The organism is Leifsonia sp. L25, assembly GCF_050632895.1.
The window spans coordinates 555,880-579,781 of sequence record NZ_JBODRZ010000004.1 but is presented as its reverse complement, the minus strand read 5'-3'; the positions used below and the strand labels follow the sequence as shown (position 1 = coordinate 579,781).

Genomic DNA, 23,902 nt, shown 5'->3' with positions numbered 1-23,902 from the left:
ATAACGGGGGCATGGCGGACGCGATCACCAACTGGATCGAGCTGTACCGGCGCGCATGGGAGAGCAACGAGTCCGACGACATCAGAGCCCTGTTCACCGAGGACGCGAGCTACCGCACCGAACCGTTCGCCGAGCCCTGGGACGGGCACGCGGAGATCGTCGAGGGCTGGCTCGAGGCGCAGGACGACCCGGGCACCACGACCTTCGAGTGGCGGCTGCTCGGCCAGGACGGTCCGGTGTACTTCGTCGAGGGCGTCACCGACTACGACGACGGCCCCATCTACAGCAACCTGTGGATCGTCCGCCTGGCGGAGGATGGCCGCGCCGAGGAGTTCACCGAGTGGTGGATGGAGCAGGAAGCCGACCTGGGCTGACCGAGCGGGGTCAGGCCAGCTGGCCCAGCCATAGCCCGAGGCCGGCAGCGGCGAGCGCCAGCGCCAGCATCCCCACGCCGTTCACCAGGGCGGCCCGGTAGCGCCGCTGCTGCGCAAGACGCACGGTCTCGTAGCTGGCGGTGCTGAAGGTGGTGTACCCGCCGAGGAACCCGGTGCCGAGCACCGCACGCCACTCGGGCGGCAGGCCGTGCGCGAGCGCGAGCCCGGTCACGAGCCCCAGCAGGAACGATCCCGTGACGTTGATGATCGTCGTCCCGATCGGGAAGCCGACCCGCAGCCACGCCCGCAGAGCTCCGTCGACGACGAGCCGCGCGACCGCGCCGACGCCGCCGGCCGCCGCGACGGCCAGCACGAGCAACCCCGTCATCCGCGATCCCGATCCGCGCGGCGGCGCGCGATACCCGATGCCAGCGCGATCCCGGCGACCGACGCGGCGGCGCCGATGACGATCGTGGCGGTGGCGTAGAGGACGCTGAGCCCGACGCTCTGCGCGGCGATGAGGCCGTCCGTGTCGACCGCGAGCGAGCTGTACGTCGTATAGCCGCCGAGGATTCCGGTGCCCGCGAACAGGCGCACGTCGCGACGCGCGCCCTCGTCCGGTCCCTGCTGGGCCAGCGTCTGCAACAGCCAGCCGAGGATGAACGCGCCGGTGACGTTGATGAGCAGCGTGATCAGCGGAACCCCGCCGACCGGAGGGACGGCGAGGGTGAGCAGATACCGGACGGCCGTGCCGAGGGCGCCGCCGAGGAAGACGAACAGGAGCGAGCGCGGCCGAAGATGCAGCGGCGCTCCGTGACGGTCCGGCGTCACTGGGCCGGCGGGTCTTCCCACGGGAAGCGCTGGGCTCCCGGGACGGGGTTGAGCGGAACGACGATCACAGGACGGTGCTGGCGGTGCGCCAGGTGGATCGCGACGGAGCCGTTGAAGAACTCGCGCAGGCTGCCGCGCAGCCCGGCCTCGCGCGTCCCGACCACGATGTAGCGGGCGTCCAGTTCGTCGGCCAGCCGGGCGAGCGACCAGGCGGGGTCGCCCGCGAGCTGCTGAAGCGAATACGGGATGCCGCGGCCGTCGAGCACGGTGCGGATGTGCGCCTCCAGGTCGGGGTCGAACCGCTCCTCCTCGGTTTCCGGCAGGTCCGGGTCGTACGGCAGCGCGACCACCGTTCCGTCGACGTAGTTCGACACGACGTAGCGGTCGGGGTCGACGTTCGCGCACACGAGCGGGACGTCCAGGTCGTCCGCCAGACGTGCGGCCTGCTCCAGCACCGCGACCGGCTGGCCGGGGACCACGGCCGCGAGGATGCCGCCCCGCCCCGCGAGCTCGTTGCCCTTCATGCCCCTAGTGTGCACCATCACGGGTTCACTCGCGCGTGGCCGTGGGGTACGTTCGGCGTTACAGCGTCTGAGAGGAGCCCGAACCGATGGCCGACACGCCACCGCTGCCCCGGAGCGCCGCCGCACCACCCGCGGGCTCCGTCCGCTGCCGGAGCTGACCCGCGACCTCGTGGCCCAGCTGCGCCGCCTCGTCTCGACCGAACTGGCCCTCTTCAAGGCCGAGATGGCCGCGAAGGCGAAGGCCGCCGGTATCGGCGCCGGCCTGCTCATCGGCGCGTTGCTGTTCCTCTTCTTCGCGTTCGCGGTGCTGATCACGGCGGCGGTGCTGGGCTTCGCGCTCATCCTGCCCGCCTGGCTGTCCGCGATCATCGTCGGCGTCATCCTCATCGTCATCGCGGTCGTGCTCGGCCTCATCGGGATGCGCAGCCTCAAGAAGGGCCTGCCGCCCGTTCCGGACGATCTCGGCAGCGAGATGCGCGCCGACGTGCAGGCCCTGAAGGGAGAACAGCCGTGACCTCGGAGACCGTCCCCTCGGTGAGCCGCGAGGGCGAGCGCCCCGCAGGCCGCCCGCCGCTCCCCAAGGGCGCGGGCATCAACTCCCTCAAGCTCGACCTCGAAGTGACGCGCGAAGAACTTGCGAGCACGCTCGACGACCTCTTCGCGACCTTCAACATCCGCGTGCAGATCCGGTCGCATCCCGCCTTCTTCACCGGGCTCTTCCTGGTCGTGGCCGCCGGGGCCGCCGGGATCGCCACCCTGCTGGTGCGGAGGCGCGGGCGTGCCCACTGACCGGGGCGGGGTGGGCAGCGACCGCGCGAAGGCGATGCGGCGGATCGAGGACCACAACAGCCTCCCCTGGTACCGCCTGCCGTGGGGCTTCATCCTCAAGCGCACCATGCGCAGCTACTCCACCGATCAGGCGACCGACCTCGCCGCCGGGCTCACGTACTTCGGCGTGCTGTCGCTGTTCCCGGCGCTGCTCGCGCTGGTGAGCCTCCTCGGCATCGTCGGCCAGAGCCAGGCGGGCATCGACGCGCTGTTCGGGATGGTCAACGACCTCGCCCCCGGAATGACCGATGTGCTGAAGGGCCCGATCGAGAGCCTCGCGTCGTCACCGGCCACCGGGTGGGCGCTCGCGATCGGCATCGTCGGCGCCGTGTGGTCGGCCTCCGGCTACGTCGGCGCCTTCGGCCGCGCCCTCAACCGCGTGTACGGGGTGCAGGAGGGGCGCACGTTCATCGCCCTGCGCCCGGTGCAGCTCGGGGTGACGCTCCTGGCCCTCGTCGGTGTCTCGCTGCTGGCGCTGCTGCTCGTGGTCTCCGGTCCGGTCCTCGAGTTCCTCGGCGGGTTCATCGGCCTGAGCGAGGCGTTCGTCGCGGCGTGGAACGTCCTCCGCTGGCCGGTCGTGGTCATCGTCATCGTCCTGCTCGTGGCGGTGCTCTACGCATCCACCCCGAACGTCAAGCACACGCGGTTCCGCTGGCTCACCCCGGCTCGATCGCGGCGATCGTCGTGCTGGGCATCGCGTCGGCCGGGTTCGCGTTCTACGTCGGCAACTTCGGCAACTACGACAAGACGTACGGCACGCTCGCCGGCATCATCGTCTTCCTGCTGTGGATCTGGATCGCGAACAACGCGCTGCTGTTCGGCGCCGAGCTCGACTCCGAGACGGAGCGCGCCCGCGAGCTCGTGGCCGGGATCGAGGCCGACGACGTGCTGCGGCTGCCGCTCAAGTCGGACAAGGCCCTGGTCAAGCGGCGCGAGGTGCACGCCGGTGACATCCTGGCGGCGCGCGAGATCCGTCGGCGCTACGGCCCGGGGCGAGCCCAGCCCGGTCAGGCTCAGAAGGCGGCTCGCTAGGCTCGTCGCATGAGCGATCCGCGTCCCGGCCACGACATCCCCGACAGCCGGGGCCGGAGCGGCCTTCACCTCACCGGACGAGACCTGACCGGCAACGCGGACGTGCGCATCCGCGAGGTCGAGGTCACCTCGGACGGCTGGCACGTGCTGCGCCGTACCACATACGACTACCGCGGCCGCGACGGCGTCTGGACGACGCAGGCCCGCGAGACGTACGACCGCGGCAACGGAGCCACCGTGCTGCTCTACGACCCCGTCGGTCGCACGCTGCTGCTCTCACGGCAGTTCCGGTTCCCCGCCTACGTGAACGGGCACCCCGACGGGATGCTGGTCGAGTCCGCCGGTGGCCTGCTGGACGGCGACGGGCCGGAGGAGGCCATCCGCCGCGAGGCCGCCGAGGAGCTCGGTGTGCGGATCGGCGAGCTGACGCACCTGTTCGACCTGTACATGAGCCCCGGGTCGGTCACCGAACGCGTGCACTTCTACGCGGCGCCGTACCTCCCGGGCGAGATCGCCGGCGGGGGCGGGCTGGAAGAGGAGGGCGAGGAGATCGAGCCGGTCGTCGTGCCCTACGACGAGGCGCTGCAGTGGGTGGCCGACGGCCGCATCGCGGACGGCAAGACGGTCATCCTCGTACAGTGGGCGGCGCTCACCCTCTTCGGTTGAGGCTCAGCCGTAGCGGAGGGCCGGGCCGGACGACCGCAGGAAGTCGATGTGCAGGTGGTTGCACGTGTCGTCGAACGGCTTGAAGTTGGACAGGCTCATCGACGAGCGGCAGCCGACCTGGCCGAGGCCCGTGCCGTCCGGCACGAGCGGGTCGAGGATCTTGATCAGCTCGACCGACTTGGCGTCGCCACCGGTGAGCGGCGAGCCGTTCAGCAGATAGAAGTCGACCGCGTGGCCGCCGCCGTCGGCGTAGTGCGCGGAGTCGGTTCCCGCGCCCTCGATCTGGCCGGTGCAGCGCCGGTTGATGTCGCTGACGCCCACCTGGTTGAAGTTGTCGAGGGCGACCGAGATGGCCTGCAGCACGCGGTAGTCGACCCCGCAGCCCGGAACGGCGCGACCCTCGGCGAGGTCGGCGATCTCGGGGATGTGGTTCGGCGTCGAGCCGACGAGACGACCGGAGGCCACGGCCCCCATGATCTGCACGGCGAGCGCCTGAACCGTCGGCGACACGGTGGAGTTCGTGGTCGAGTCGAGCGCCTGCGGGCTCTCCTGGATGTCGAGGCCGTCACGCGCGACCACCTGGGTGACGCCGCCGCCGGTGAGCGTCTGCACCGCGAGGGCGGTGCGGGCCGCGCCGACGGTCGAACCCTCGCCCGTGGTCGCGTAGGCGGGGAGGGCGGCGGTGCCGAAGAAGGCGGCGAGCGCCAGCATGACGACCGCGTGGACACCCAGGCGCCGGCGCTCGGCGTGAGCGCGAGGCGGTCGAGCCGGGCGCTCGATTCGTGCCGGACGCGGCGCCCGCGCGGCACGGGGGGCCTTCGGGCTCCGCTCGGCGCGGGTGGGCTTGACGACGATGCGCTCGCGCTTGCGCGGCCGGCTGCGCTCCGCCTCGAGGGCGGCCCGGCGGCTCAGGAAGGCCTGCGTCGCGGTCAGCTCCTCCGGCGTGGTGAACGCGCTGACCGGGTCGTCCGAGATCTGCGTCTGCTGGTCCACATCCACCACGACGGGTGCCCGGAGAGCGCGGCGAGACCGCACGGGGGGAGTGGACTGCTGCAAGCTGCTGGGTACTTCCTGGACGAGACGGTCGAGGGCAGCGCCTGGGGCGGGCGCGAAAGCGTACCGATCTTTTCTATCGGATTTCGGCTGGATGTTCCATCAATACAGACGAATAGATCCCGGCAGGGGGCTCATCCCGCACGTTCGGGTCACGCGGGGGCCCCCACCCGGGACCGGGACGTCAACACTGTCCGTCCCCTGGAATCTAGGGCGCGCGGGCCCGGCTGAAGCCCGGTGGTACGGCTGATACGACGGGGTTCCCAGCGACCGGTCAGGGGATGACGACGGCGAGTTCGACACGCCCGGCGGCCTCCCTCAGAGCCACCGTGCCACGCTCTGCGAGTTGTCTCAGCCCGATACCGGGCCGCGTCGCGCCGAGGGCTCCGCCCGACTGGATCAGCAGCTCCACGCCGTCGGCGCCGGTCGGCCGCAGTTCCACCTCGACCGCCGACCCGTCGCCGTGCCGCACCGCGTTCGCGAGGCCCTCCGACAGCGTGTCCACGACGGCGGACGCGCGCTGCGGGTCGCCGAGCCGCTCCCAGACGGCGTCGCCGATGCGGGCTCGCAGATCGATCGCCGACGACCAGCTGTCGATCAGCGCGCGCACCTCGTCCGCCGCGTGCGGCTCCTGGTTTCCCCGGCGAAGCGCCTCCCTGCACGCCCGACCACCTCGGCGATGCGCTGGGCGGCCGTCACCGGTCCGTTGCCGGGCGAAGCGGTGAGGCTCAGGGCGCCCGCGATGAGCTCCGACTGCACCCCGGCATGCAGCAGCCGGGCGAGGGCGGCGCGCTCACGCTCGTACTCGGAGCGGACGCGTGCCGTGGCGGCGATGTTCGCCTGGAGGGCCGACTCCAGCTCGGCCTGGTCCTGCCGCACCCGGATGGAGAGGGAGACCACGAACGCGACGGCGAGCGCGACCACGGGGTAGGTGATCGCCTGGAACCATGCCCAGGAGGGATCACCGCCTGCGAGAAGCAGTCCGAGGGCGCAGACCGCCGCCAGGAGCACACCGACGGCCGCCTGGAGGAGCACCAGCACCAGCACGCGCGGCACGACCGGCTTCGGGAGCGGCAGCGCGCTGATCCCCACCCCCGCGCCGACCAGCACGATCAGGCCGACCGCCAGGGGGAGGATGCTGACGGGGCCGACGAGGATGAGGGCGAACGGCAGCACCAGGCCGGTGAACAGCAGCACCGTCGAGACGGGAGGCGCGGCTCTCATGCCCGCGAGAAGGATGCCGGCCACTCGCCGAAGCGCGGCGGCTCCGGCTCGGGCGTCCCCGCGCCGACCTCGTCGTCGTACACCCGGTGGCTCGCGGGGCGGACCACGTCCTCCGCCAGCCGACGGAGCAGCCTTGCCGCCTCGGCGGGGTCCATCCGGTGAGCGGAGGCGGTCTCTGCTGCATCCTCGAGGGCCGTCATCACCTCGTCCACCGCGGTGTTGCGCAGCCGGGCGAGGCGTTCCGACGCCCAGTCCCCGTCGCGGTCCGCGGCGCTCTGCGCCGCTCTCAGCCGGCGGAACACTCCGCGATGCTCGTGCACCAGATCCACGCCGGCAGCGACGAGCGCGAACATGACCGTGACCACGACCACGCTGATCGTCATCCGCCCGGCCAGGTCGCCTGTCACGACCGGAATGCCGAGCAACCCACCTGCTTCGAGGAACAGCACCGGGCGCGCGGCCCCGATCAGGGCGAAGACCGCGATCACGGCGACGGGACGCGCGTGGCCCCCGACGCGGCGCAGGACGCCGGCCCCGAGGAGCAGCAGACCGCCGAGGATCGCGTGCTGCAGTCCCGCGACGGCGAGCACCTCCGCCGGGCCGCCGTGCACGTACTGCACGCCCGACATGACCGTCAGCGCGAAGGGGAGGGTGACGAGCCAGGTCCACCAGGTGATCGCGAAGGGGCCGAAGGCGCGCGCGACGGAGCGGCGCAGTGTCGTCGCCACGCTCAGAGGCCTGTCGCCGGATCGCCGAACGTCGCGGTGTAGAGGGTGGCGGCGGCGACGCGCGGGGTCGTCCGCTCGCCGCCCGCGAGGCCCAGCGCCGCGAACACCTGCTCGACGCTCTTCTCGACCGCCCGCACGGTGACGTTCCGCTGCCGGGCGATCTCGGCGTTGGTGAGCCCCGCCGCGAGCAGCCGCGTGGTCTCGAGTTGGCCCGCGGTGAGGGCGAGGAGGCGGGAGCGAGCGTCGGTTCCGGCGGACTCCCGCGACACCGGGCGGTCGGCGAGGACCGCCTCCGCGGCATCCACCAGCTCCTCGGACCGACTCCACGGCCGACTTGTTGACGAAGGAGGCGCCGGCGACGACGCTGCGCGCCTGCGCCGCGGCCGCCTCGCGGGAGAGGTTGCTGAGGAACATGACCGCGACGTGCGGAGCCCGCGCCCGCAGGATGGTCGCGAGCTCGACGCCGTTGGGCCGCTGCCCCAGGTCGATGTCCGTCACGAGCAGGTCCGGGTCGGCGCTCTCCGCCAGCGCGAGCGCCTCGGCGGTGGAGGCGGCCGGTGTCACGTCGAAGCCGCGCCGGCCGAAGGCGTCCGCCACGAGCGAGCGCATCAGGGCGTGGTCTTCGACCACCAGCACCCTGCGCCGCCACGTGTCCGCCACCCGCACAGGATAACGCGCTGTTGCCTCTCCCACGGTCGGGCAGGCGGCCCCGTTGCGGGCCCCGCCGGGGCGCCGCGCATCCGATCCGTAGACTGGCTCCGAAGACCCCGACGACACGGAGGATGCGCATGGGATCGAGGTGGGCTCGCCTGACGCGCGGGGCGCTCGCCTCGAGCGCGGCCATCTTCGTCGCCGCGCTGTTCCACGTCGCCGGAGGAGGCTCGGCCCCGGGCCGGTCGCCCTCGCGCTCAGCATGGCCTTCGCCACCCTCGGATCCGTCGCCCTCACCGCGCGACGGCTGTCGCTGTGGCGGCTGACCGCCGCAGTCGCGCTGAGCCAGTTCCTCTTCCACGCGCTCTTCTCCTTGGGCGCCGGAGCGAGTGCCGCACACTTCACAGGACCAGGCGGGATGACGCACCTGCACGCGGGCGCCCACCTCGTCATGACGGGCGGTGCGATGCCCGCCACGCACGGCTCGGAGCTGAGCCCGTCGATGTGGCTCACCCACACCACCGCGGTCCTGGTGACCGTCATCGCGCTGCGCTTCGGCGAGCAGGCGTTCTGGGGGCTGTTCGACACCGCTCGGGTTCGCGTCGCCCGCGCTGCGGATCGCCTCGTCGTCATTCCCGTGCTCGTGCGCGCATGCGTCGGCACTCCGGCCACTGCCGAGCCGGTGCGCCTGCGCGACCTCGGCCTCCCCCTCGCCCGGCTCCGCCATCGCGGGCCGCCGGCGTTCGCCTGCGCGCTCTGACGGCCGCCCGGAACCCGGGTCGTCGCCGCAGGGTCGCGCCCGCGCTCATCGACGATCCGACGCTCTGAGGGAAAACCATGAAGAAGTCCACGTTCGCCGCGTCCGTCGCGGCGGCATCCACCGCTCTGCTCCTGGCGGGCGCGCCGCTCGCCGCGAGCGCCCACATCCACGTCGACCCCGACCGGGCGACGCCGGGCAGCTACACCGATCTGACGTTCAAAGTTCCGACCGAGTCCGCGACCGCGCGGAACGGTCAAGCTGGTCGTGGACCTGCCCACGGCGACACCGTTCACGTCGGTGAGCTACCTGCCGCTCGCGGGATGGACCACCACGGTCGACACCGAGAAGCTCGCGAAACCCGTGAAGACGGACGACGGCACGATCACCGAGGCGCCCGTGCGCGTCACGTGGACGGCGGCCGGCGGCGTGCAGGTCGCTCCCGGCCAGTTCCAGCGCTTCACCATCTCGGCCGGCGCGGTGCCGAGACCGGCTCCGTCGTCCTGCCGACCCACCAGTACTACTCCGACGGCTCGGTGGTGGACTGGGACCAGCCGACATCCCGCGTCGGGGGGCCGGAGCCCGAGCATCCCGCACCCACCCTCTACATCGACGACCCCGCGCCCTCGGAGGGGAGCACGCCCGCCCCTGGTCGCGACGGCTGCGCCATCGCCGCAGTCGGCTGCCGCCGGCACGACCTCGACGGTCGTCTCCCTGGCCCTCGCCGTCGGCGGGCTGGCGCTCGGCGCGATCGCCCTCGTGATCGCGGTGTTCGCCCTGACCCGCGTCGGTCGCGGCGCCGAGCGTGGTGCAGCGATGAGGAACAGGATGCTCGCCGCGGCCGCCGCCATCGCAGCGGCCGCCGCCATCGCGCTGGCCCCGCGGGAGCGGCGGATGCGCACGACTACGTGGTGGGCAGCGACCCGGCCGCCGACTCCACCGTCACCACCCCGCTGCAGGCCGTGACGGTGACGTTCAACGACCGGGTGCTGGATCTCTCCGGCAACGGATCGACGAACCTGCTGACCGTCACCGGGCCGGGGTCCGCTGCACGCCACTTCGAGACCGGCTGCGCGACCGCCGCGGACACGAAGCTCAGCGCACCCGTGGCGCTCGGAGACGCCGGCAGCTACACGGTCACGTACCAGATCGTCTCTGCGGATGGTCACACGGTCTCGTCGTCGTACGCCTTCACATACCAGCCGCCCGCCGGCACGGCCGCCGCGAAGGGAACGGAGGCCTCGCCCTGCGGTGCACCCTCGACCCCGAGCGCGTCCTCGTCGAGCGGCGCAACCGTCTCCACCGCTCCCCCGGCGGCCAGCGCGTCCACGGCGCAGGCCGACCGCCCCGGCGTCGAACGGCACCGACCTGGGCCTGGTCATCGGCATCGCGATCGCGATCGTCGTGCTGGCGGTGATCGGCGTGGTCATCGTGCTTCTCACCGCGCGGCGGACGCCATCGGACGGCGCGACTCCGCCCGACGACGGGGTGTGAGGGGCTATCCTCGCCCCCGCCGCAGGCGTAGCGTTCGCCCATGGCCAGACAGACCAGCGAACAGCAGGCAACCGACTTCCCGGACGTCGTCCCGGAGGAGCAGATGGATCCCGACATCGTGCCGGTCCAGCAGCCCGCCCCGGAATCCGTGGACGACGGCGACGAGGAGGACGGGCGGCTCTAGTCGCCGGAGGCCCGGTCGCCTGACTCGTCGAGCTGCCCCTCCTCGGGGTCGTGCGCCGTCAGATCCGCACTCGTGTACTGACGTTCGCCCGGCGCGAGGTCCTCGCGCTCGTCGTCGCCGTTGGCCCGGGGATCCGACATGGTGCCTCCTTCGTCGCGGATGGGCTGTGAAAGCGGACGGTAGTCTTCGACGCGACCGCCGACAGGGGTCCGCGAGCAGAGGATGCTCACGCGGGGTTGAGCAGTCGCACAGTCTCGTGGGGCAGGGTGGGGCGCGTGGAGATCGTGGTCGACGTCGTGCTCGTGGTGCTCGCCATCATCGCGATCGCCGCAGGGTGGAGCAAGGGCGCCATCCGTTCGGCCGGAACCCTGATCGGGCTGGGACTGGGCCTGTGGCTGGGCCTGACGCTCGCCCCGCTCGTCGTCGGCTGGACCGCCTCCAACGGGTACGGCGCGGTCACGGAGCGCTCCGTGGTGGCCGCGATCGTCATCCTGGTCTGCGCCGGCGTCGTGTACGCGCTGGTCGGTGCGCTGGCGAGCATCGTCGGCAAGCTGCTGCGGCACGGCCCCATCCGCTGGCTGGACTCTCTGATCGGCGCTGTGCTCGGCCTCCTGACCTGGGCGGTCGTCGTCTGGCTGCTCGCCGGCTTCGCCATGGCGACGGGCCTCGCGACCGTCGTGCAGGCCGCGAACTCGTCGCGGGTCGTCGCGACCCTCGACGGAATGGCTCCGCTGCCGTCCTCCACGGTCCTCGGCGCGGTGGACGACGCTCTGGCCGGCGCCGGGCTGCCGAAGGTCTTCGAGGGCGGCGAGCCGATCCGGGCCGTGCCCGAACCCGACGCGTCCGTGCCGGCGGCGGTCGCGAACTCACAGCAGTCGGTCGTGACGGTGCTCGCCTCGAAGCCCGCCTGCGGGGTCGACTCCGAGGGCAGCGGATGGGTCGTGCAGCGCGGTCGCGTCGTGACCAACGCGCACGTGGTGGCCGGAGCGTCCTCCGTCGTCGTCCGGGAGGCCGGAAGCGGCACCGTCGACCGCGCCACCCTCGTGGCCTTCGACCCGTCGCGCGACCTCGCCGTGCTCGACGTGACCGACCTCAACGCCCCGGCGCTCGACATCGGCCCCGATCTCACGGCGGGGCCGCCGCCTACGCCGCCGGCTACCCCGGCAACGGTCCGTTCACCGTCTCGCCGCAGCGGGTGCGCGACCGGGTCACCGCCCGCGGCACGGACATCTACCAGAGCGGCAGCGTCGACCGAGACATCTACTCGCTGCGCGGCGTCGTGCGCCCCGGCAACTCGGGCGGCCCGCTGCTCGACGGCAACGGCCAGGTCGCGGGTGTCGTCTTCGCCCGCAGCGCGACCGACGGCGACACCGGCTACGCGCTGACGCTCACCGAGCTCCGGCCGGTGCTCTCATCGGTCGGCTCGGCGCCGATCAGCTCGGGCGCCTGCTCGGCCGGCTGACTCGCGACGTCCGTGGGCCGCTCGCCCGGCGGCGCCGCTCATGGTTGGCTGGTGCCATGAAGGCTGTCAGCTACTCCAGCACCGGCGACTCCGGCGTCCTCACCCTCGGCGAGCGGGAGGAGCCGCACGCCGGCCCCGGCGAGGTGCGCGTGCGCATCCACGTCTCGGGCGTCAACCCGACCGACTGGAAGGCCCGGCGCGGCAGCGGCTCGAGGGAGCTGCCCCGGCCGCAGGTCCCGAACCAGGACGGCGCCGGAGTGGTCGACGAGGTGGGAGACGGGGTCACCGCGTTCGCGCCCGGCGACCGGGTGTGGGTGTGGGATGCGGCCTACCAGCGCCCGGACGGCACGGCGCAGGAGCTCGTGGTGCTCCCGGTCCGGCACGTGGTCGCCCTGCCCGATGACGTGAGCTTCGACGAGGGCGCGTCGTTCGGCATCCCGGCCCTGACCGCCCACCGGGCGCTGACCGCCTACGAGCACGCGCCGGCGGAGCTGGCCCTGGCTCACTGGACGGTCGCACCGTGCTGGTCGCCGGCGGCGCGGGCGCGGTGGGCCACGCGGCCATCCAGCTCGCGGTGGGCCGGCGCGACCGTGATCGCAACCGTCAGCAGCCACGACAAGGTGCAGCTTGCGCGGGCCGCCGGCGCCCACCACGTCGTCGATTACACCGACCTGGACACCGCGCAGGCGATCGGGGCGCTGGCCCCGCGCGGCGTGGACATCGTGGTGGAGGTCAACGTCATCGCGAACGCCGAACTCGACGTCAAGGTCGCCGGCGCGAACGCCACCATCGCGAGCTACGCAGACGCACCGGGGCAGGACTCCGTGACCATCCCGGTGCGGCCCAGCATGTCGAAGAACCTGCGCTGGCAGTTCGTGCTCACCTACACGGTGGACGACGGGACGAAGGATGCGGCGGTGCGCGCCGTCGCGGCCGCCGCGGCCGACGGGGCCCCGCGCGTGGGCGCCGAACACGGCCTCCCGATCACCCGCTTTCTCCTGGATCAGACGGCGGCGGCCCACGACGCCGTGGAGGACGGCGTCGTGGGCAAGGTGCTCATCGACGTGATCTGAGCGCCTGAACGACGAGGGCGACGACCGATGCGATCGCGATCGCGGCGGAGTAGCCGAGCGCGGTCGGCAGCAGGCCGATCGTGCCGATCAGCTCCCCGGCGACCAGCGCCGGGAGGCCGTACGCGAGGTAGCTGACCAGGAACACCGCGGCGAAGAGCTCCGCGCGCTGGTCGTTCGGCGCGAGCGGCGCCAGGATGCGCAGCATCCCCGAGAAGCCGGCGCCGAACCCGCCCCCGGCGATGACCGCCCCGGCGAACAGCAGCGGCAGGATGGCCCCGGCGATCCCCACCGCGGCGACGGCGACGCCGAGCACGATGGCGGCCATCGACCACACCACGGTCCGGCGCGCCGGCGCCCGCGTGAGCAGCAGCCCGGCGGTGGCGCCCACTGCGGGCGGTGCGGCGACGATCGCGCCGTTGAGCAGACCGCTGTCGAGGTGGAACACGCCGTGCAGGATGGACGGCGACAGCCCGATGAACAGGCCGGCCAGCATCCACGTGGCGAGGAAGAGCGGGATCGCCCCGAGGAACTCGCTGCGCGCGGCGCGCGGGACGAGGAGGCGAGGGATCAGCGACCGCGCGGCCCCGGGGCGGCGCTGCACGGTCTCGGGCGATGCGATGATGACGAGGATCCCGGCCGCGAACAGCAGCGCGAGGGCGACGAACACGAGCGTGGTCGGCTGCGGGACGAACTGCACCGCGAGGCCGGTCAGGAACGCGCCGACCGCGATGCCGCCGACCGGCGCCGTGCTGCCGATGGTGGCGCCCAGCTTCTTCTGGCGCTCGGGCGCCAGCTCCACCAGGGCGGCGGTGAATGTGCTCATCGCGGCGCCGGTGGCGACGCCCTGAACCGAGCGAGCGCCGATGATCCAGCCGATGTCGGGCGCGAACAGGAAGATCAGCATGGCGACCACCTGCAGCGCCAGCGCTCCGATCAGCACGGGACGCCGTCCGATGTGGTCGGAGAGCGAGCCGGCGATGAGCAGTGTGATCAGCAGGGTCACTGCGTAGATGGCGAAGGCTACGGTCAGCAGCCACGGCTGGAAGCCCCACTCCTGTTCGTACAGCACGAAGAGCGGGCTCGGGGCGCCCACGGCGAGCGCGACGGCGACGAACGCGAGGGACGTGCCGGCGAACGCGGCCACCGGGCGCAGGCGCAAGCCACGGGTGCGGCGTGCAGACGGCGTCGGCCGGACGGCGAGGATGCCGCCGGTGCGGGTGTCTTCGGCTGTGGTCATGTCGGCTCCTTAAAGCAATTCTGATTGCTTTTTGCGACTATAGAGCGATTGCTCAGATAAAGCAACAGAATTTGCTTTAAGCTATTCCCATGGAATCCACGACCACTCCCGCCCGGCGCACAGGCGGCCGCAGCGCAGCGGTCATCCACAACGTGCGGACCGCCGTCGAGGAGCTCGTCGAGGAGAAGGGCCAGGAGAAGGTCACCGTCCCGATGATCGCCGAACGGGCCGGCGTCAACCCGACCAGCATCTACCGCCGCTGGGGCGATCTGCCGACCCTCATCAACGACATCGCCACCTACCGCCTCGACCCGGAACGCCCGCTCCCCGCCAACGGCGACCTCCGCGCCGACCTGACCGCATGGACGCGGGAGATCGTCGAGCACTATCGCAAGCCGGTCAACGCGGCCCTCCTCCGCGGCGGCGCCTCGGCCGCCGGCGAGCAGCAGTCCTACTGCCTGCGCAATCGGCGGGTCGAGGCGAACCTGCTCCTCGACCGCTACCCCGACTCCGGCGTCACCGCGGACGACATCCTCGATGTCGTCATCGCGCCGGTCATCTACCGTGTCATCTTCCTGCCGTGGACGCTGGATGACTCGATCGCCGAGCACCTGGTCTCCCCGCCTGTTCCACTGAGCGGGCGCGCACCCGGTAGTGTCGGGAGGCGATGCGCCAGGAACGGACCAGCGAGGAACGCGCGGCGGCCTGCTCCGGCTGGGCCGTCGGCATCGCGACCGCCCTGTACGGGATCTCGTTCGGCGCCCTCGCGACGGCCTCCGGTCTGGACGTCTGGCAGGCGTGCGTGCTCAGCCTCGTCATGTTCAGCGGCGGATCGCAGTTCGCGCTGATCGGCATCCTCGCCTCGGGCGGGGCTGCGGCCGGCGGCACGGCCATCGCGAGCGCCGCCCTGCTCGGCGTCCGCAACTCCTTCTACGCCCTGCGTCTGTCCCGGATCATCGGTCCGGGCTTCTGGCGCCGCGCCGCCGCGACGCAGCTGACCATCGACGAGTCGACCGCCGTGGCGACGGCGCAGACCGAGCCGCGGGCCCAGCGCATCGGCTTCTGGGTGACCGGCCTCGTCGTCTTCATCGGCTGGAACATCATGACCCTGGCCGGCGCGCTGCTCGGCAACCTGATCGGAGACGTGAAGGCGTACGGATTGGATGCGGCTGCCGCGGCCGCGCTCCTCGGCCTGCTCTGGCCCCGGCTGAAGGCCCGGCAGACGCAAGCGGTCGCCGTCGCGGGCGGCTTCGTGGCGACGCTGCTGACGCCCTTCCTGATGCCCGGCCTCCCGGTGCTCGCGGCGGCGGTCGTCGCGATCGTGCTCGGCGCCCTCAACGTCCTCGGGCGGCGTGACGACCCGCCGCATCCCGAGGCGATCCCGATGGAGCGGGAGGTGGAGCCGTGACCACCTGGCACGTCATCCTGCTCGGCTCCATCGCCGTGCTCGCGCTCAAAGCGGTCGGCTGGCTGGTGCCCCCGAAAGCGCTCGACCACCCGACCGTCGCGCGCATCAGCGACCTGCTGACCGCCGCCCTCCTCGCCGCGCTCATCTGCGTGCAGACGCTCGGCGCCGGGCAGTCATTGCACCTCGACGCGCGCCTCCCGGCCGTGGCGATCGCAGCCGGCCTCTACGCCCTCCGGGTGCCGTTCATCGTGGTCGTTCCGGCGGCGGCCGTCGTCGCCGCGCTCATCCGCCTCTTCTTCTGAACGCCGTCCGCCCAGGGCGAATTCGCACCCTCCCGCGTACTCTTCGGGGTGACACTGTCGGCATGGACGACAGGGATGAGGTGGACGACCGGGCGGCGCTCGATGCGTACTCGGCCGCCGTCGTGCGCGTCGCCGAGACCGTGCTCCCGTCGGTCGCCGCCGTGTCCGTCCGGACGCGGGCGGGAGCCGGCGCCGGCAGCGCCTCCGTCATCAGCGCCGACGGCCACCTGCTGACGAGCGCGCACGTCGTCGCCGGTGCGTCCGCGGTCGAGCTGACCTTCGCCGACGGCAGTACGGTGGCGGCCGACCTCGCCGGCGCCGATCCGCTCTCCGACCTCGCGGTGCTCCGCGCCCGCGGGGCGACGCCCCCTCCCCTGCGGCTCGGCGATGCGGCACGCCTGCGCGTCGGTCAGCTCGTGGTGGCGCTCGGCAACCCGCTGGGCCTCGCCGGCAGCGTCACCGCGGGGATCGTCTCCGCCCTCGGGCGGTCGCTGCCCACCGCGTCCGGCCGGGTGATCGACGAGGTGATCCAGACGGATGCGGCCCTCAACCCGGGCAACAGCGGCGGCGTGCTCGCGGACAGCGCCGGGCGGATGGTCGGCGTGAACACGGCCGTCGCGGGCGTCGGACTCGGGCTGGCCGTGCCGATCAACAGCTCCACCCTCGAGATCGTCGAGGCGCTGACGACGGCCGGACGCGTGCGCCGGGCGTGGCTCGGCGTCGCGGGCACGAAGGTGCGCCTGAGCCCCGAGGCGGCGGCGAAGGTCGGCTCGCCGATGGGCATCCGCATCGCGACCGTGGTGGCCGGCAGCCCCGCCGCGGAGGCGGGCGCGCGCCCCGGCGACATCGTCGTGTCGCTCGACGGCGTGCCCGTCACCGACCCGGACCGGCCTGCAGCGGCTCATGGTCGAACGCGCCATCGGCCGCCGCATGGAACTGACCCTCTGGCGCAACGGAGCGCTGGTGGATGTGGTGATGCTGCCGCAGGAGCTCGTCGCCTGACCGCGTGCGCGGCTATGACCGCAATCGGACCCCTATGGCGCGGCCAATCTTGCAGATAACACCCGAGTTACGTACGATCCGTAGTGGTAGCTAGGGATGAAAGAGTTCCCCGAGCGCCGATTCGAGAAACCTACGCCACGGCGTGGGTTTCTGCGTTGGCGATAATGATCGACGTGCTGCTTTCCTACATCGACGAGATCGGGGAACCCGGGGCGTTCATCAGTCGCGAGCATCAGCGCTACAACACCAGCCCCGCGTTCGGCTACGCAGGGTTCGTGATCCCCGAGAGCGAAGCCAGACACTTTGGAAGCCTGTTCAACGAAGACAAACGTTCCTTGTTCGCAGCCGAGCTCCGCGAAGCGACGCACCCGGGGCGATGGGAGAAGAAGGGCGCTAGCTTGTTCAGGCCGGACACTCCCGACCGCTTTCCTCAGCACTTGCGCGTGTTCAACGGACTCGTCAGGCGCTTGAGGGCCCTGGGAGGACGGCTGTTCTTCTATGCCGATGAGAAGCCACTCGGCACGCCGAAGCAGACCGGTCTCGTGGTCACAGATCGCGAAACCGCCGCAATGAGGGAGGCGCTCAATCGGGTCGCCCGGCATGCCGAGGCGCAAGCGTCCAACGTCATGGTCATGGTCGACCAGATAAACGAGAAGACGCGAGCCGAACGGCTGCCCGCGATGTACGGGCATATCCTCGGCCGATCCGGGGATTACCCCGAGATGAGGAGAATCATCGAACCGCCGATGCACGTCGACAGCGTGCTCAGTTCGAACATCCAATTCGCCGACTGGGTAGCAGCATGCGTCGGACGGGCGATCGACTACCAGCTGGTGCAGAATTCGTCTTACAGCTGGGTGGCCAGCCCGGGGGCCATGCCGTCGGTGCGCGGCGGCTTCACACACGAATCGAAGCTCCATCTATGGCATCGGAGCGTGAGAGATCTGAATCACTCTGGAAATCCTTCGGAGCGAGCGCGTCGTCCATCCCCGCCCGTCCGGTCGTCTCGTCGGCGAGGCATTCGATCCGGCCGTGCTTCGCAGGATCAAGGCCGCTGCAGAGCGAGGCGCCAAGTAGGGCCACCACCAGCGACGTCAGAGCAAGCGTCATGTCGGCGGCCGCCCGTAGCGTGACGTCGTGAGCGCATCCTGGCACCCGGTGGCGAATGCGCAGCCCGCCGAGTGGCTGCTCCGCCAGGGAGCGCTCGGGTCGCCGTACGGGGTCATCCGGCGGTTCGGGTCCGGCGACCCGAACCGGCCGGACGTCTGGTTCCGCGTGGTCACGTGGGCGCCGACGTCCGAGGGGCGGGAGCTCATCGGCTGGTGCCGGACGCTGGAGGCCGCGGCCGCCGCCGCGTGGGACCACCGGTGCGCCGCGGAGTCCTGGCGCCATCGCATGGCCGCGCGACGCACGGATGCCGCGGCCATGGCGGCTCAGCGCCCGGCAGCGGCGGAGCTGGTCCGCTTCTACCGTGCGGCCCGGCGCCGGCAGGCGGCCGCGTCGGTCCCGGCGAACGCGTCCGCACCTCTCAATGCAGGCAACGCACGCAAATCCGTGCCAGCCCGGATGCCGCAGCTGCAGGGCGCGTCCTAACCTGCTGTTGTCTCGGCCAGGGGGGACCGATCCTGTCGGGGGACGGATCGGAAGGGCCCGGAGCGAATCGCTCCGGGCCCTTTCGTTGTTCACATCGACCTGTGCGAACGGGAGTTACTTGGTCAGCGGCTCCAGGGTCGGGTCGTTGGCGTACGCCTCCGCCGCGTTCTCCTTGGTGACGATGACCGGCTTCAGCAGGCAGGCCAGGACGACCTTCTTGCCGCTTGTCGTACCGACTTGTCGTCGTTGATCTCGGGCTTCTTGCCCTGCTGCAGGTCCTCGACCATGGTGATGGCCTGCTTGACCAGGTTGCGGGTGTCCTTGTTGATGGTCGAGTACTGCTCGCCCGCCATGATGGACTTGACCGACTCGGCCTCCGAGTCCTGACCGGTGACGATCGGGACCGGCTTGCCTGCACCCTTCACCGAGGTGATGATGGCGCGGGCCAGGGTGTCGTTCGGCGAGAGGACGCCGTCGAGCTCGGTCGAACCGTAGTTCGCGGCCAGCAGGGTGTCCATGCGGGTCTGCGCGTTCGCCGGCAGCCAGCCCTGGGTGGAGGTCTGCTTGATGTCGGTCTGGCCGGAGACGACCTTCAGCGTGCCGTCCTTGATCTTCGGCTCGAGCACCTTCATGGCACCGTCGAAGAAGACCTTGGAGTTGGCGTCGTCGGGCGAACCGGAGAAGAGCTCGATGTTGAAGTTCTTCTTGCCCGGGTACTTCTTCGCCATGCCGTCGAGCAGGGCCTGGCCCTGCAGCTCGCCGACCTTCTCGTTGTCGTACGCGACGTAGTAGTCGACATCCTTGGTGTTGAGGATGAGGCGGTCGTACGCGATGACCGTCGCGCCGGCGTCGTGCGCGGCCTTGGCCTGCGCGGCGAGCTGGCCGCCGTCGACGGCGCCGATGATGACGACCTTGGCGCCGTTCGTGATCATCGACTGGATCTGCGACTGCTGGTCGGAGACACCCGAGCCACCGGCGTACTGCACGTCGCCCTTGAAGCCGGCCGACTTGAGGCCGTCCTCGAAGAGGCCACCGGCCAGAACCCAGTTCTCCGACGTCTTGGTCGGGAGGGCGACGCCGATGGTGGCGCCCTTGTCGAAGCCCGACGCGGACGAGCCGCCCGAGCCGCTGCGGCTCCGCCGGAGCAGCCGGTCAGGGCGAGCGCGGCGGCAGCTGCGACGGCCACTGTCGCGAGTGCGATTTTGCGCATTGCTATCTACTTTCTCTGTGTGTGGTGTGTTGCAGGGTGGGAAACGGAAGTCGTCAGTTGGTGAGGGAGCGCGAGGTGTCCTCGGCCTGGTCGCCGGTCGGCAGCACGGCCGGCTGCTCCTGCGCCTCGGCGTCGGAGCGCTGCGTGCGGTCGCGGTTGAACATCCTGCCGATCAGCGACGGTCCGCCGCGACGCTTCGAGTAGACGTCGATGCCGACCGCGATGAGCAGGACCAGGCCCTTGATGATCTGGACCTTGTCCGAGGTGACGCCGAGCAGCTGCAGACCGTTGTTCAAAACGGCGATGACCAGACCACCGATGATGGACCCGGCGACGGTGCCGATACCGCCGGAGACGGCGGCGCCACCGATGAAGACAGCCGCGATCGCGTCGAGCTCCCAGCCGAGGCCGTCCTGCGGGCCGGAGGAGACCGAGCGGGCGACGGCGATCATGCCGGCGAGCGCGGCGAGCACCGACATGTTCATCATCACGAAGAAGTTGATGCGGCGGATCTTCACGCCCGAGAGCTCGGCCGCGTGCCAGTTGCCGCCGACCGCGTAGATGTGGCGACCGAAGATCGTGTTCCGGGTGATGAACGAGTAGAGGATGATCAGCACGCCGAGGATGACACCGGCGACGGGGAACGAGGTGCCGACACGGCCGCTGCCGAACAGCACCGCGGCGTAGACCACGACCGCGTCGAGGATGACGACCTTGAACACGCTGACCCAGAGCGGCGCCTTCTCGGAGCCCATCTTGGTCTGCTTGCGGCGGGTCCGCACCTCCATCAGCGCGATGACGACCGCGATGATCAGGCCGAGCAGCAGCGTGGAGTTGTTGAAGCCGGTGTCGGGGCCCCACTCGGGGAGGAAGCCGCCGCCGATGTAGGTGAAGCCGTCGGGCACCGGGATGGTGTTCGCGTTGCCGATCAGCTGGTTGAGGCCGCGGAAGATGAGCATGCCGGCCAGCGTCACGATGAAGGCGGGGACGCCGACGTAGGCGACCCACCAGCCCTGCCAGGCGCCGATCAGCGACGCCCACGAGGAGGCCGAGCACGATGGCGAGCGGCCACGGCACGTTCCAGTCGGTCATCGACTTGGCGACGATGATGCCCACCAGGGCGGCGACCGATCCGACCGACAGGTCGATGTGACCCGCGATGATGATCATGACCATGCCGATGGCCAGGATCAGGACGTAGACGTTCTGATTGACCAGGTTGATCAGGTTCACCGGCTCGAGGGTCTTGCCCCCGGTCGAGGATCTGGCAGAACAGCACGATGATGACGACGAGCGCGCCCAGGATGCCGAACTGGCGGCCCGTGGACTGCCCGCCGCCGAACATCATGCCGAGGTCGCGGATTCCTCCGGACTTCTTCTTCTCAAGCGTCTGCTGGCTCATGGTTATCGGGTCACCTCTTCTTGGCGGAAGTCATGCTTTTCAGGAGCGTCTCGGCGGTCGCCTCCGCGATGGGAGCTCGTTGGTGATCTGACCCTCGAAGATCGTGTAGATGCGGTCGGAGATTCCGAGCAGTTCGGGCAGCTCGGAGGAGATGACGATGATCGCCCTTGCCCTGGCGCGGCGAGCTGCTGGATGATCCTGTAGATCTCGAACTTGGCGCCGACGTCGATGCCGCGCGTGGGCTCGTCCAGGATCAGGATGTCCGGGTCGGTGAACATCCACTTCGCCAGGACCACCTTCTGCTGGTTGCCGCCGGAGAGCGTGGAGACGCCGCGGTCGAGCATCCGGCGTGCGGATGCGCAGCAGCTTGCGGTACTCGTCGGCGACCGCGTACTCCTGCAGGTCGTCGACGACGCCGCCAGCTCGGCGATCTTCTTCAGCTTCGCCGCGACGACCGACTGCTTGATGTCGTCGAGGAGGTTGAGGCCGAGCACCTTGCGGTCCTCGCTCACGTAGGCCATGCCGTTGTCGATGGCCTCGGAGACGTTGCGGACCTGGATCTCCTTGCCGTCCTTGTAGATCTCGCCCGAGACCCAGGTGCCGTAGGAGTGGCCGAAGACGCTCATCGCGAGCTCGGTGCGGCCGGCGCCCATGAGGCCGGCGAATGCCGACGATCTCCCCGCGGCGCACGTAGAAGGAGGAGTTCTCGACGACGAGGCGCTCGGGGATCGTGCGGATGCTGCACGACCCAGTCCTTCACCTCGAAGAACTTCTCGCCGATGTTCGGCGTGCGCTCCGGGAAGCGGCTCTCGAGCGTGCGACCGACCATCCCGCGGATGATGCGGTCCTCGTCGACGCCATCCGCCTGGACGTTGAGCGTCTCGATCGACTTGCCGTCGCGGATGATCGTGATCTCGTCGGCCACCTGCTCGATCTCGTTGAGCTTGTGGCTGATGATGATGGAGCTGATTCCGCGGCCCTTGAGCTCGAGGATCAGGTCGAGCAGGTGCTGCGACTCGGCCTCGTTGAGGGCGGCGGTCGGCTCGTCGAGGATCAGCAGCTTGACGTTCTTGTTGAGGCGCCTTGGCGATCTCGACCAGCTGCTGCTTGCCGACGCCGATGTTCTTGATCTGGGTGTCGGGGTCGTCGGTGAGGCCGACACGGGCGAGAAGCTCGACGGCGCGGGTCTTGGCCTCGCTGCCAGTCGATGACGCCGCCGCGGCCGGGCTCGTTGCCGAGGAAGATGTTCTCGGTGATCGAGAGCTCCGGGATGAGCGCGAGCTCCTGGTGGATGATCACGATCCCCTGCTGCTCGCTGGACTTGATGTCCTTGAAGCGCATGACCTCGCCCTGGTAGACGATGTCACCGGAGTAGGTGCCGTACGGGTAGACACCCGAGAGCACCTTCATCAGGGTGGACTTCCCCGCGCCGTTCTCGCCGCAGATCGCGTGGATCTCGTCGGCGTGCACGGTGAGGGAGACATCCTCCAGCGCCTTGACACCAGGAAACTCCTTGGTGATCGCGCGCATCTCGAGGATGACTGCGTTCGACGGCATCGTCGCTCCTTGTGTGGGGCTCGGGAATGGATGTGCCTAAGTAGTAAACGCTATGTTCACACTTGTCGTCAAATAGTGAAGACAACGATGCGGTAACGGCTCGTCGGCGCTCACTCGTTGCCGGCGAGCGCCCCCTGGATGACGATGGCGGCGGCGCCGAGCGACTCGGCACGGTCGCCGAGCGAGGACACGCGCACCGTCGTCGTCCCGGCGATGATCGGCAGGGCGTTCTGCTGGATTCCGCGGCGGATCGGGTCGAGCAGCGCATCCCCCAGCCCGACGAGCGGGCCGCCGATGAGCACCAGCTCAGGGTTGATCACGTTCGCGATGTTGCCGATCGCCTGACCGATGGCGGTGCCGGCGTCCCTGACGACGCGCAGCACGGCCGGGTCCCCCTCCAGCCCGCGGCGCAGGATGTCGGCGGTGGTCACTCCCCGCCGGTCCCGTGCCCGAGCGACTCCAGCATCACGCTGGTCGACGCGACCGTCTCGAGGCAGCCGCGGTTGCCGCAGCGGCAGATCACGCCGTGCTCGGCGACGGGCGTGTGCCCGAGCTCGCCCAGTGATCCCGAGGAACCCGTAGTACGGCTGCCCGTTCAGGATGAGGCCCGCGCCGATCCCGGTTCCGATCTTGACGAAGATGAGGTTGCGCTCTCCCCGGTTCGCCCCCCAGGTGACCTCGGCGAGCGCTCCCAGGTTCGCGTCGTTGTCGACGACGACCGGGAAGCCGAAGACGTCCTCCAGCTCGCGCCGGGTGATGCCCACCCACTCGGGCAGGATGGCTCCCTGCAGCACGGTGCCCGTGCGCCGGTCGATGGGCCCCGGGATGCCGACCCCGACCGCCAGCACGGATTCGCGGTCGTACCCACCGGCGAGGAGCATCCGGTCGAGCAGCGCGGAGGCCTCCCCACCGCCCCCCAGCACGTCGTAGCCGGGCTCGAGGGCGACCTGTTCCTCGGCGATGACGTCGTAGCCGAGGGTGGAGAGCACGATGCGCACGTGGCGCCGGCCGAAGTCGACGCCGACCGCGATGTCGCCCGTGTCGGTCAGCTGCACGAGGAGCGCGCGGCGCCCGCTGGAGGTGACCGGACTCGTCGCCACGACGCCCTTGGCCGACATGTCGCGGACGATGTTGGACACGGTGGCGGTGGACAGGCCGGTCCCGCGCGCCAGCTCAGCCTGGGTGGACGGCCCGTTGGCCAGGAGGAACTCGACGAGCCGCTCCTGGTTCAGATGCCTGAGAGCGCCCTGCGACCCGGGATTGCGTGCGCCACGTGGGATCAGCCCCGGAGTGGCGGTCATGACGATAAG

At 70.8% G+C, this 23,902-nt stretch carries 26 protein-coding genes and 8 pseudogenes; 16 read left to right on the top strand and 18 right to left on the bottom strand.

Translation table 11 applies throughout. The annotated features are described in order from the left end of the window. Nucleotides 1-11: 11 nt before the first annotated feature. Nucleotides 12-374, top strand: a complete 363-nt coding sequence (locus tag ACRAWC_RS24120) for a nuclear transport factor 2 family protein (protein WP_431219654.1) — start codon at nucleotides 12-14, stop codon at nucleotides 372-374. 10 nt (nucleotides 375-384) lie between these two features. Here the strand turns inward: ACRAWC_RS24120 and crcB are convergent, their stop codons facing one another. The 3 genes from crcB to ACRAWC_RS24105 are packed head-to-tail and all read right to left on the bottom strand — an operon-like array spanning nucleotide 385 to nucleotide 1,729. Continuing rightward, entirely contained in the window at nucleotides 385-762 is a 378-nt protein-coding gene (gene crcB / locus ACRAWC_RS24115) for a fluoride efflux transporter CrcB (RefSeq protein ID WP_431246190.1), read from the bottom strand. Then, entirely contained in the window at nucleotides 759-1,205 is a 447-nt protein-coding gene (locus ACRAWC_RS24110; RefSeq protein WP_431246189.1) for a fluoride efflux transporter FluC, read from the bottom strand. The genes crcB and ACRAWC_RS24110 overlap by 4 nt, the downstream gene beginning before the upstream one ends. Continuing rightward, complete coding sequence (locus ACRAWC_RS24105; protein WP_431219651.1) at nucleotides 1,202-1,729, bottom strand: universal stress protein; 528 nt, start codon at nucleotides 1,727-1,729, stop codon at nucleotides 1,202-1,204. The genes ACRAWC_RS24110 and ACRAWC_RS24105 overlap by 4 nt, the downstream gene beginning before the upstream one ends. Before the next feature lie 169 nt (nucleotides 1,730-1,898). Between ACRAWC_RS24105 and ACRAWC_RS24100 the strand changes: the two genes are divergently transcribed. The 4 genes and pseudogenes from ACRAWC_RS24100 to ACRAWC_RS24085 all read left to right on the top strand — a co-directional run bounded on the left by ACRAWC_RS24100 (nucleotide 1,899) and on the right by ACRAWC_RS24085 (nucleotide 4,255). Beyond that, nucleotides 1,899-2,243 carry a phage holin family protein gene (locus ACRAWC_RS24100; protein ID WP_431349845.1) on the top strand — a complete coding sequence of 115 codons (345 nt, stop codon included), beginning with the start codon at nucleotides 1,899-1,901 and terminating at the stop codon, nucleotides 2,241-2,243. Continuing rightward, on the top strand, nucleotides 2,240-2,518 hold the full coding sequence (locus ACRAWC_RS24095) for a hypothetical protein (RefSeq protein WP_431246188.1): 279 nt from the start codon (nucleotides 2,240-2,242) through the stop codon (nucleotides 2,516-2,518). Before ACRAWC_RS24100 ends, ACRAWC_RS24095 begins: the two co-directional genes overlap by 4 nt. A gap of 34 nt (nucleotides 2,519-2,552) precedes the next feature. After that, a pseudogene (locus ACRAWC_RS24090) lies at nucleotides 2,553-3,589 on the top strand (YihY/virulence factor BrkB family protein). A gap of 9 nt (nucleotides 3,590-3,598) precedes the next feature. Further along, a complete protein-coding gene (locus ACRAWC_RS24085) occupies nucleotides 3,599-4,255 on the top strand; it encodes an NUDIX domain-containing protein (protein WP_431219647.1) in 657 nt (218 codons plus the stop codon). 3 nt (nucleotides 4,256-4,258) lie between these two features. Here ACRAWC_RS24085 and ACRAWC_RS24080 read toward each other — a convergent pair whose 3' ends face one another. From ACRAWC_RS24080 to ACRAWC_RS24055, 6 genes and pseudogenes are all read right to left on the bottom strand, one after another. Beyond that, nucleotides 4,259-5,290: a hypothetical protein gene (locus tag ACRAWC_RS24080; protein WP_431349844.1), complete on the bottom strand. Its 1,032-nt coding sequence runs from the start codon at nucleotides 5,288-5,290 to the stop codon at nucleotides 4,259-4,261. A 292-nt stretch (nucleotides 5,291-5,582) separates the two neighbouring features. Next, nucleotides 5,583-5,918: a hypothetical protein gene (locus ACRAWC_RS24075; protein WP_431349843.1), complete on the bottom strand. Its 336-nt coding sequence runs from the start codon at nucleotides 5,916-5,918 to the stop codon at nucleotides 5,583-5,585. After that, a complete protein-coding gene (locus tag ACRAWC_RS24070) occupies nucleotides 5,906-6,532 on the bottom strand; it encodes a hypothetical protein (RefSeq protein WP_431349842.1) in 627 nt (208 codons plus the stop codon). Before ACRAWC_RS24070 ends, ACRAWC_RS24075 begins: the two co-directional genes overlap by 13 nt. Then, complete coding sequence (locus ACRAWC_RS24065) at nucleotides 6,529-7,260, bottom strand: hypothetical protein (protein WP_431350020.1); 732 nt, start codon at nucleotides 7,258-7,260, stop codon at nucleotides 6,529-6,531. Before ACRAWC_RS24065 ends, ACRAWC_RS24070 begins: the two co-directional genes overlap by 4 nt. A 2-nt stretch (nucleotides 7,261-7,262) precedes the next feature. After that, nucleotides 7,263-7,565: a hypothetical protein gene (locus ACRAWC_RS24060; protein WP_431350019.1), complete on the bottom strand. Its 303-nt coding sequence runs from the start codon at nucleotides 7,563-7,565 to the stop codon at nucleotides 7,263-7,265. 112 nt (nucleotides 7,566-7,677) lie between these two features. After that, nucleotides 7,678-7,869 (bottom strand): annotated as a pseudogene (locus tag ACRAWC_RS24055) (response regulator); the annotation flags it as partial. A 190-nt stretch (nucleotides 7,870-8,059) separates the two neighbouring features. Between ACRAWC_RS24055 and ACRAWC_RS24050 the strand changes: the two are divergent. After that, nucleotides 8,060-8,671: a hypothetical protein gene (locus ACRAWC_RS24050; RefSeq protein ID WP_431349841.1), complete on the top strand. Its 612-nt coding sequence runs from the start codon at nucleotides 8,060-8,062 to the stop codon at nucleotides 8,669-8,671. A 264-nt stretch (nucleotides 8,672-8,935) separates the two neighbouring features. Then, nucleotides 8,936-9,804 (top strand): annotated as a pseudogene (locus ACRAWC_RS24045) (DUF1775 domain-containing protein); the annotation flags it as partial. A gap of 29 nt (nucleotides 9,805-9,833) precedes the next feature. Here ACRAWC_RS24045 and ACRAWC_RS24040 read toward each other — a convergent pair. Further along, nucleotides 9,834-9,998, bottom strand: a complete 165-nt coding sequence (locus tag ACRAWC_RS24040; protein WP_431349840.1) for a hypothetical protein — start codon at nucleotides 9,996-9,998, stop codon at nucleotides 9,834-9,836. Nucleotides 9,999-10,202: 204 nt separating this feature from the next. Between ACRAWC_RS24040 and ACRAWC_RS24035 the strand changes: the two genes are divergently transcribed. Continuing rightward, on the top strand, nucleotides 10,203-10,346 hold the full coding sequence (locus ACRAWC_RS24035) for a hypothetical protein (protein WP_431219641.1): 144 nt from the start codon (nucleotides 10,203-10,205) through the stop codon (nucleotides 10,344-10,346). Here ACRAWC_RS24035 and ACRAWC_RS24030 read toward each other — a convergent pair. Then, the gene (locus tag ACRAWC_RS24030; RefSeq protein ID WP_431246183.1) at nucleotides 10,343-10,486 is read right to left on the bottom strand and encodes a hypothetical protein; all 144 of its coding nucleotides are present in this window, start codon (nucleotides 10,484-10,486) and stop codon (nucleotides 10,343-10,345) included. The two genes, ACRAWC_RS24035 and ACRAWC_RS24030, sit on opposite strands and share 4 nt — an antisense overlap. Nucleotides 10,487-10,612: 126 nt before the next feature. On the opposite strand from ACRAWC_RS24030, the pseudogene ACRAWC_RS24025 reads away from it, so the two are divergent. Together ACRAWC_RS24025 and ACRAWC_RS24020 are read left to right on the top strand one after the other, a co-directional pair. Continuing rightward, nucleotides 10,613-11,808 (top strand): annotated as a pseudogene (locus tag ACRAWC_RS24025) (MarP family serine protease). Between the two features lie 56 nt (nucleotides 11,809-11,864). Beyond that, nucleotides 11,865-12,881 (top strand): annotated as a pseudogene (locus tag ACRAWC_RS24020) (NADPH:quinone reductase). On the opposite strand, the gene ACRAWC_RS24015 reads toward ACRAWC_RS24020, so the two are convergent. Next, the gene (locus ACRAWC_RS24015; protein ID WP_431246180.1) at nucleotides 12,865-14,118 is read right to left on the bottom strand and encodes an MFS transporter; all 1,254 of its coding nucleotides are present in this window, start codon (nucleotides 14,116-14,118) and stop codon (nucleotides 12,865-12,867) included. The pseudogene ACRAWC_RS24020 and the gene ACRAWC_RS24015 overlap by 17 nt on opposite strands. A gap of 89 nt (nucleotides 14,119-14,207) precedes the next feature. Here ACRAWC_RS24015 and ACRAWC_RS24010 point away from each other — a divergent pair, with 89 nt between their 5' ends. From ACRAWC_RS24010 to ACRAWC_RS23985, 6 genes and pseudogenes are all read left to right on the top strand, one after another. Continuing rightward, nucleotides 14,208-14,966 carry a TetR/AcrR family transcriptional regulator gene (locus ACRAWC_RS24010; RefSeq protein ID WP_431349839.1) on the top strand — a complete coding sequence of 253 codons (759 nt, stop codon included), beginning with the start codon at nucleotides 14,208-14,210 and terminating at the stop codon, nucleotides 14,964-14,966. After that, nucleotides 14,858-15,526 (top strand): AzlC family ABC transporter permease, encoded by a 669-nt coding sequence (locus tag ACRAWC_RS24005; RefSeq protein WP_431349985.1) that lies wholly within the window; start codon nucleotides 14,858-14,860, stop codon nucleotides 15,524-15,526. The genes ACRAWC_RS24010 and ACRAWC_RS24005 overlap by 109 nt, the downstream gene beginning before the upstream one ends. Continuing rightward, nucleotides 15,523-15,828 (top strand): AzlD domain-containing protein, encoded by a 306-nt coding sequence (locus tag ACRAWC_RS24000; RefSeq protein WP_431246178.1) that lies wholly within the window; start codon nucleotides 15,523-15,525, stop codon nucleotides 15,826-15,828. The genes ACRAWC_RS24005 and ACRAWC_RS24000 overlap by 4 nt, the downstream gene beginning before the upstream one ends. Nucleotides 15,829-15,890: 62 nt before the next feature. Next, nucleotides 15,891-16,830 (top strand): annotated as a pseudogene (locus tag ACRAWC_RS23995) (S1C family serine protease). Between the two features lie 164 nt (nucleotides 16,831-16,994). Next, nucleotides 16,995-17,963: a DUF3800 domain-containing protein gene (locus ACRAWC_RS23990; RefSeq protein WP_431349838.1), complete on the top strand. Its 969-nt coding sequence runs from the start codon at nucleotides 16,995-16,997 to the stop codon at nucleotides 17,961-17,963. Between the two features lie 4 nt (nucleotides 17,964-17,967). After that, entirely contained in the window at nucleotides 17,968-18,423 is a 456-nt protein-coding gene (locus tag ACRAWC_RS23985; RefSeq protein ID WP_431349837.1) for a hypothetical protein, read from the top strand. Between the two features lie 114 nt (nucleotides 18,424-18,537). Here ACRAWC_RS23985 and ACRAWC_RS23980 read toward each other — a convergent pair. From ACRAWC_RS23980 to ACRAWC_RS23955, 6 genes and pseudogenes are all read right to left on the bottom strand, one after another. Further along, nucleotides 18,538-19,633: pseudogene (locus tag ACRAWC_RS23980) on the bottom strand (substrate-binding domain-containing protein). Between the two features lie 53 nt (nucleotides 19,634-19,686). Next, nucleotides 19,687-21,035, bottom strand: a pseudogene (mmsB, locus tag ACRAWC_RS23975) (multiple monosaccharide ABC transporter permease). Between the two features lie 2 nt (nucleotides 21,036-21,037). Further along, nucleotides 21,038-21,688, bottom strand: a complete 651-nt coding sequence (locus ACRAWC_RS23970) for an ATP-binding cassette domain-containing protein (RefSeq protein ID WP_431349836.1) — start codon at nucleotides 21,686-21,688, stop codon at nucleotides 21,038-21,040. Next, nucleotides 21,658-22,197, bottom strand: coding sequence for a hypothetical protein (locus ACRAWC_RS23965; protein WP_431349835.1), 540 nt, complete (start codon nucleotides 22,195-22,197; stop codon nucleotides 21,658-21,660). Before ACRAWC_RS23965 ends, ACRAWC_RS23970 begins: the two co-directional genes overlap by 31 nt. Continuing rightward, nucleotides 22,089-22,592, bottom strand: a complete 504-nt coding sequence (locus ACRAWC_RS23960) for an ATP-binding cassette domain-containing protein (RefSeq protein ID WP_431349834.1) — start codon at nucleotides 22,590-22,592, stop codon at nucleotides 22,089-22,091. Before ACRAWC_RS23960 ends, ACRAWC_RS23965 begins: the two co-directional genes overlap by 109 nt. Before the next feature lie 110 nt (nucleotides 22,593-22,702). Next, entirely contained in the window at nucleotides 22,703-23,893 is a 1,191-nt protein-coding gene (locus tag ACRAWC_RS23955; protein ID WP_431349833.1) for an ROK family transcriptional regulator, read from the bottom strand. Nucleotides 23,894-23,902 lie beyond the last annotated feature (9 nt).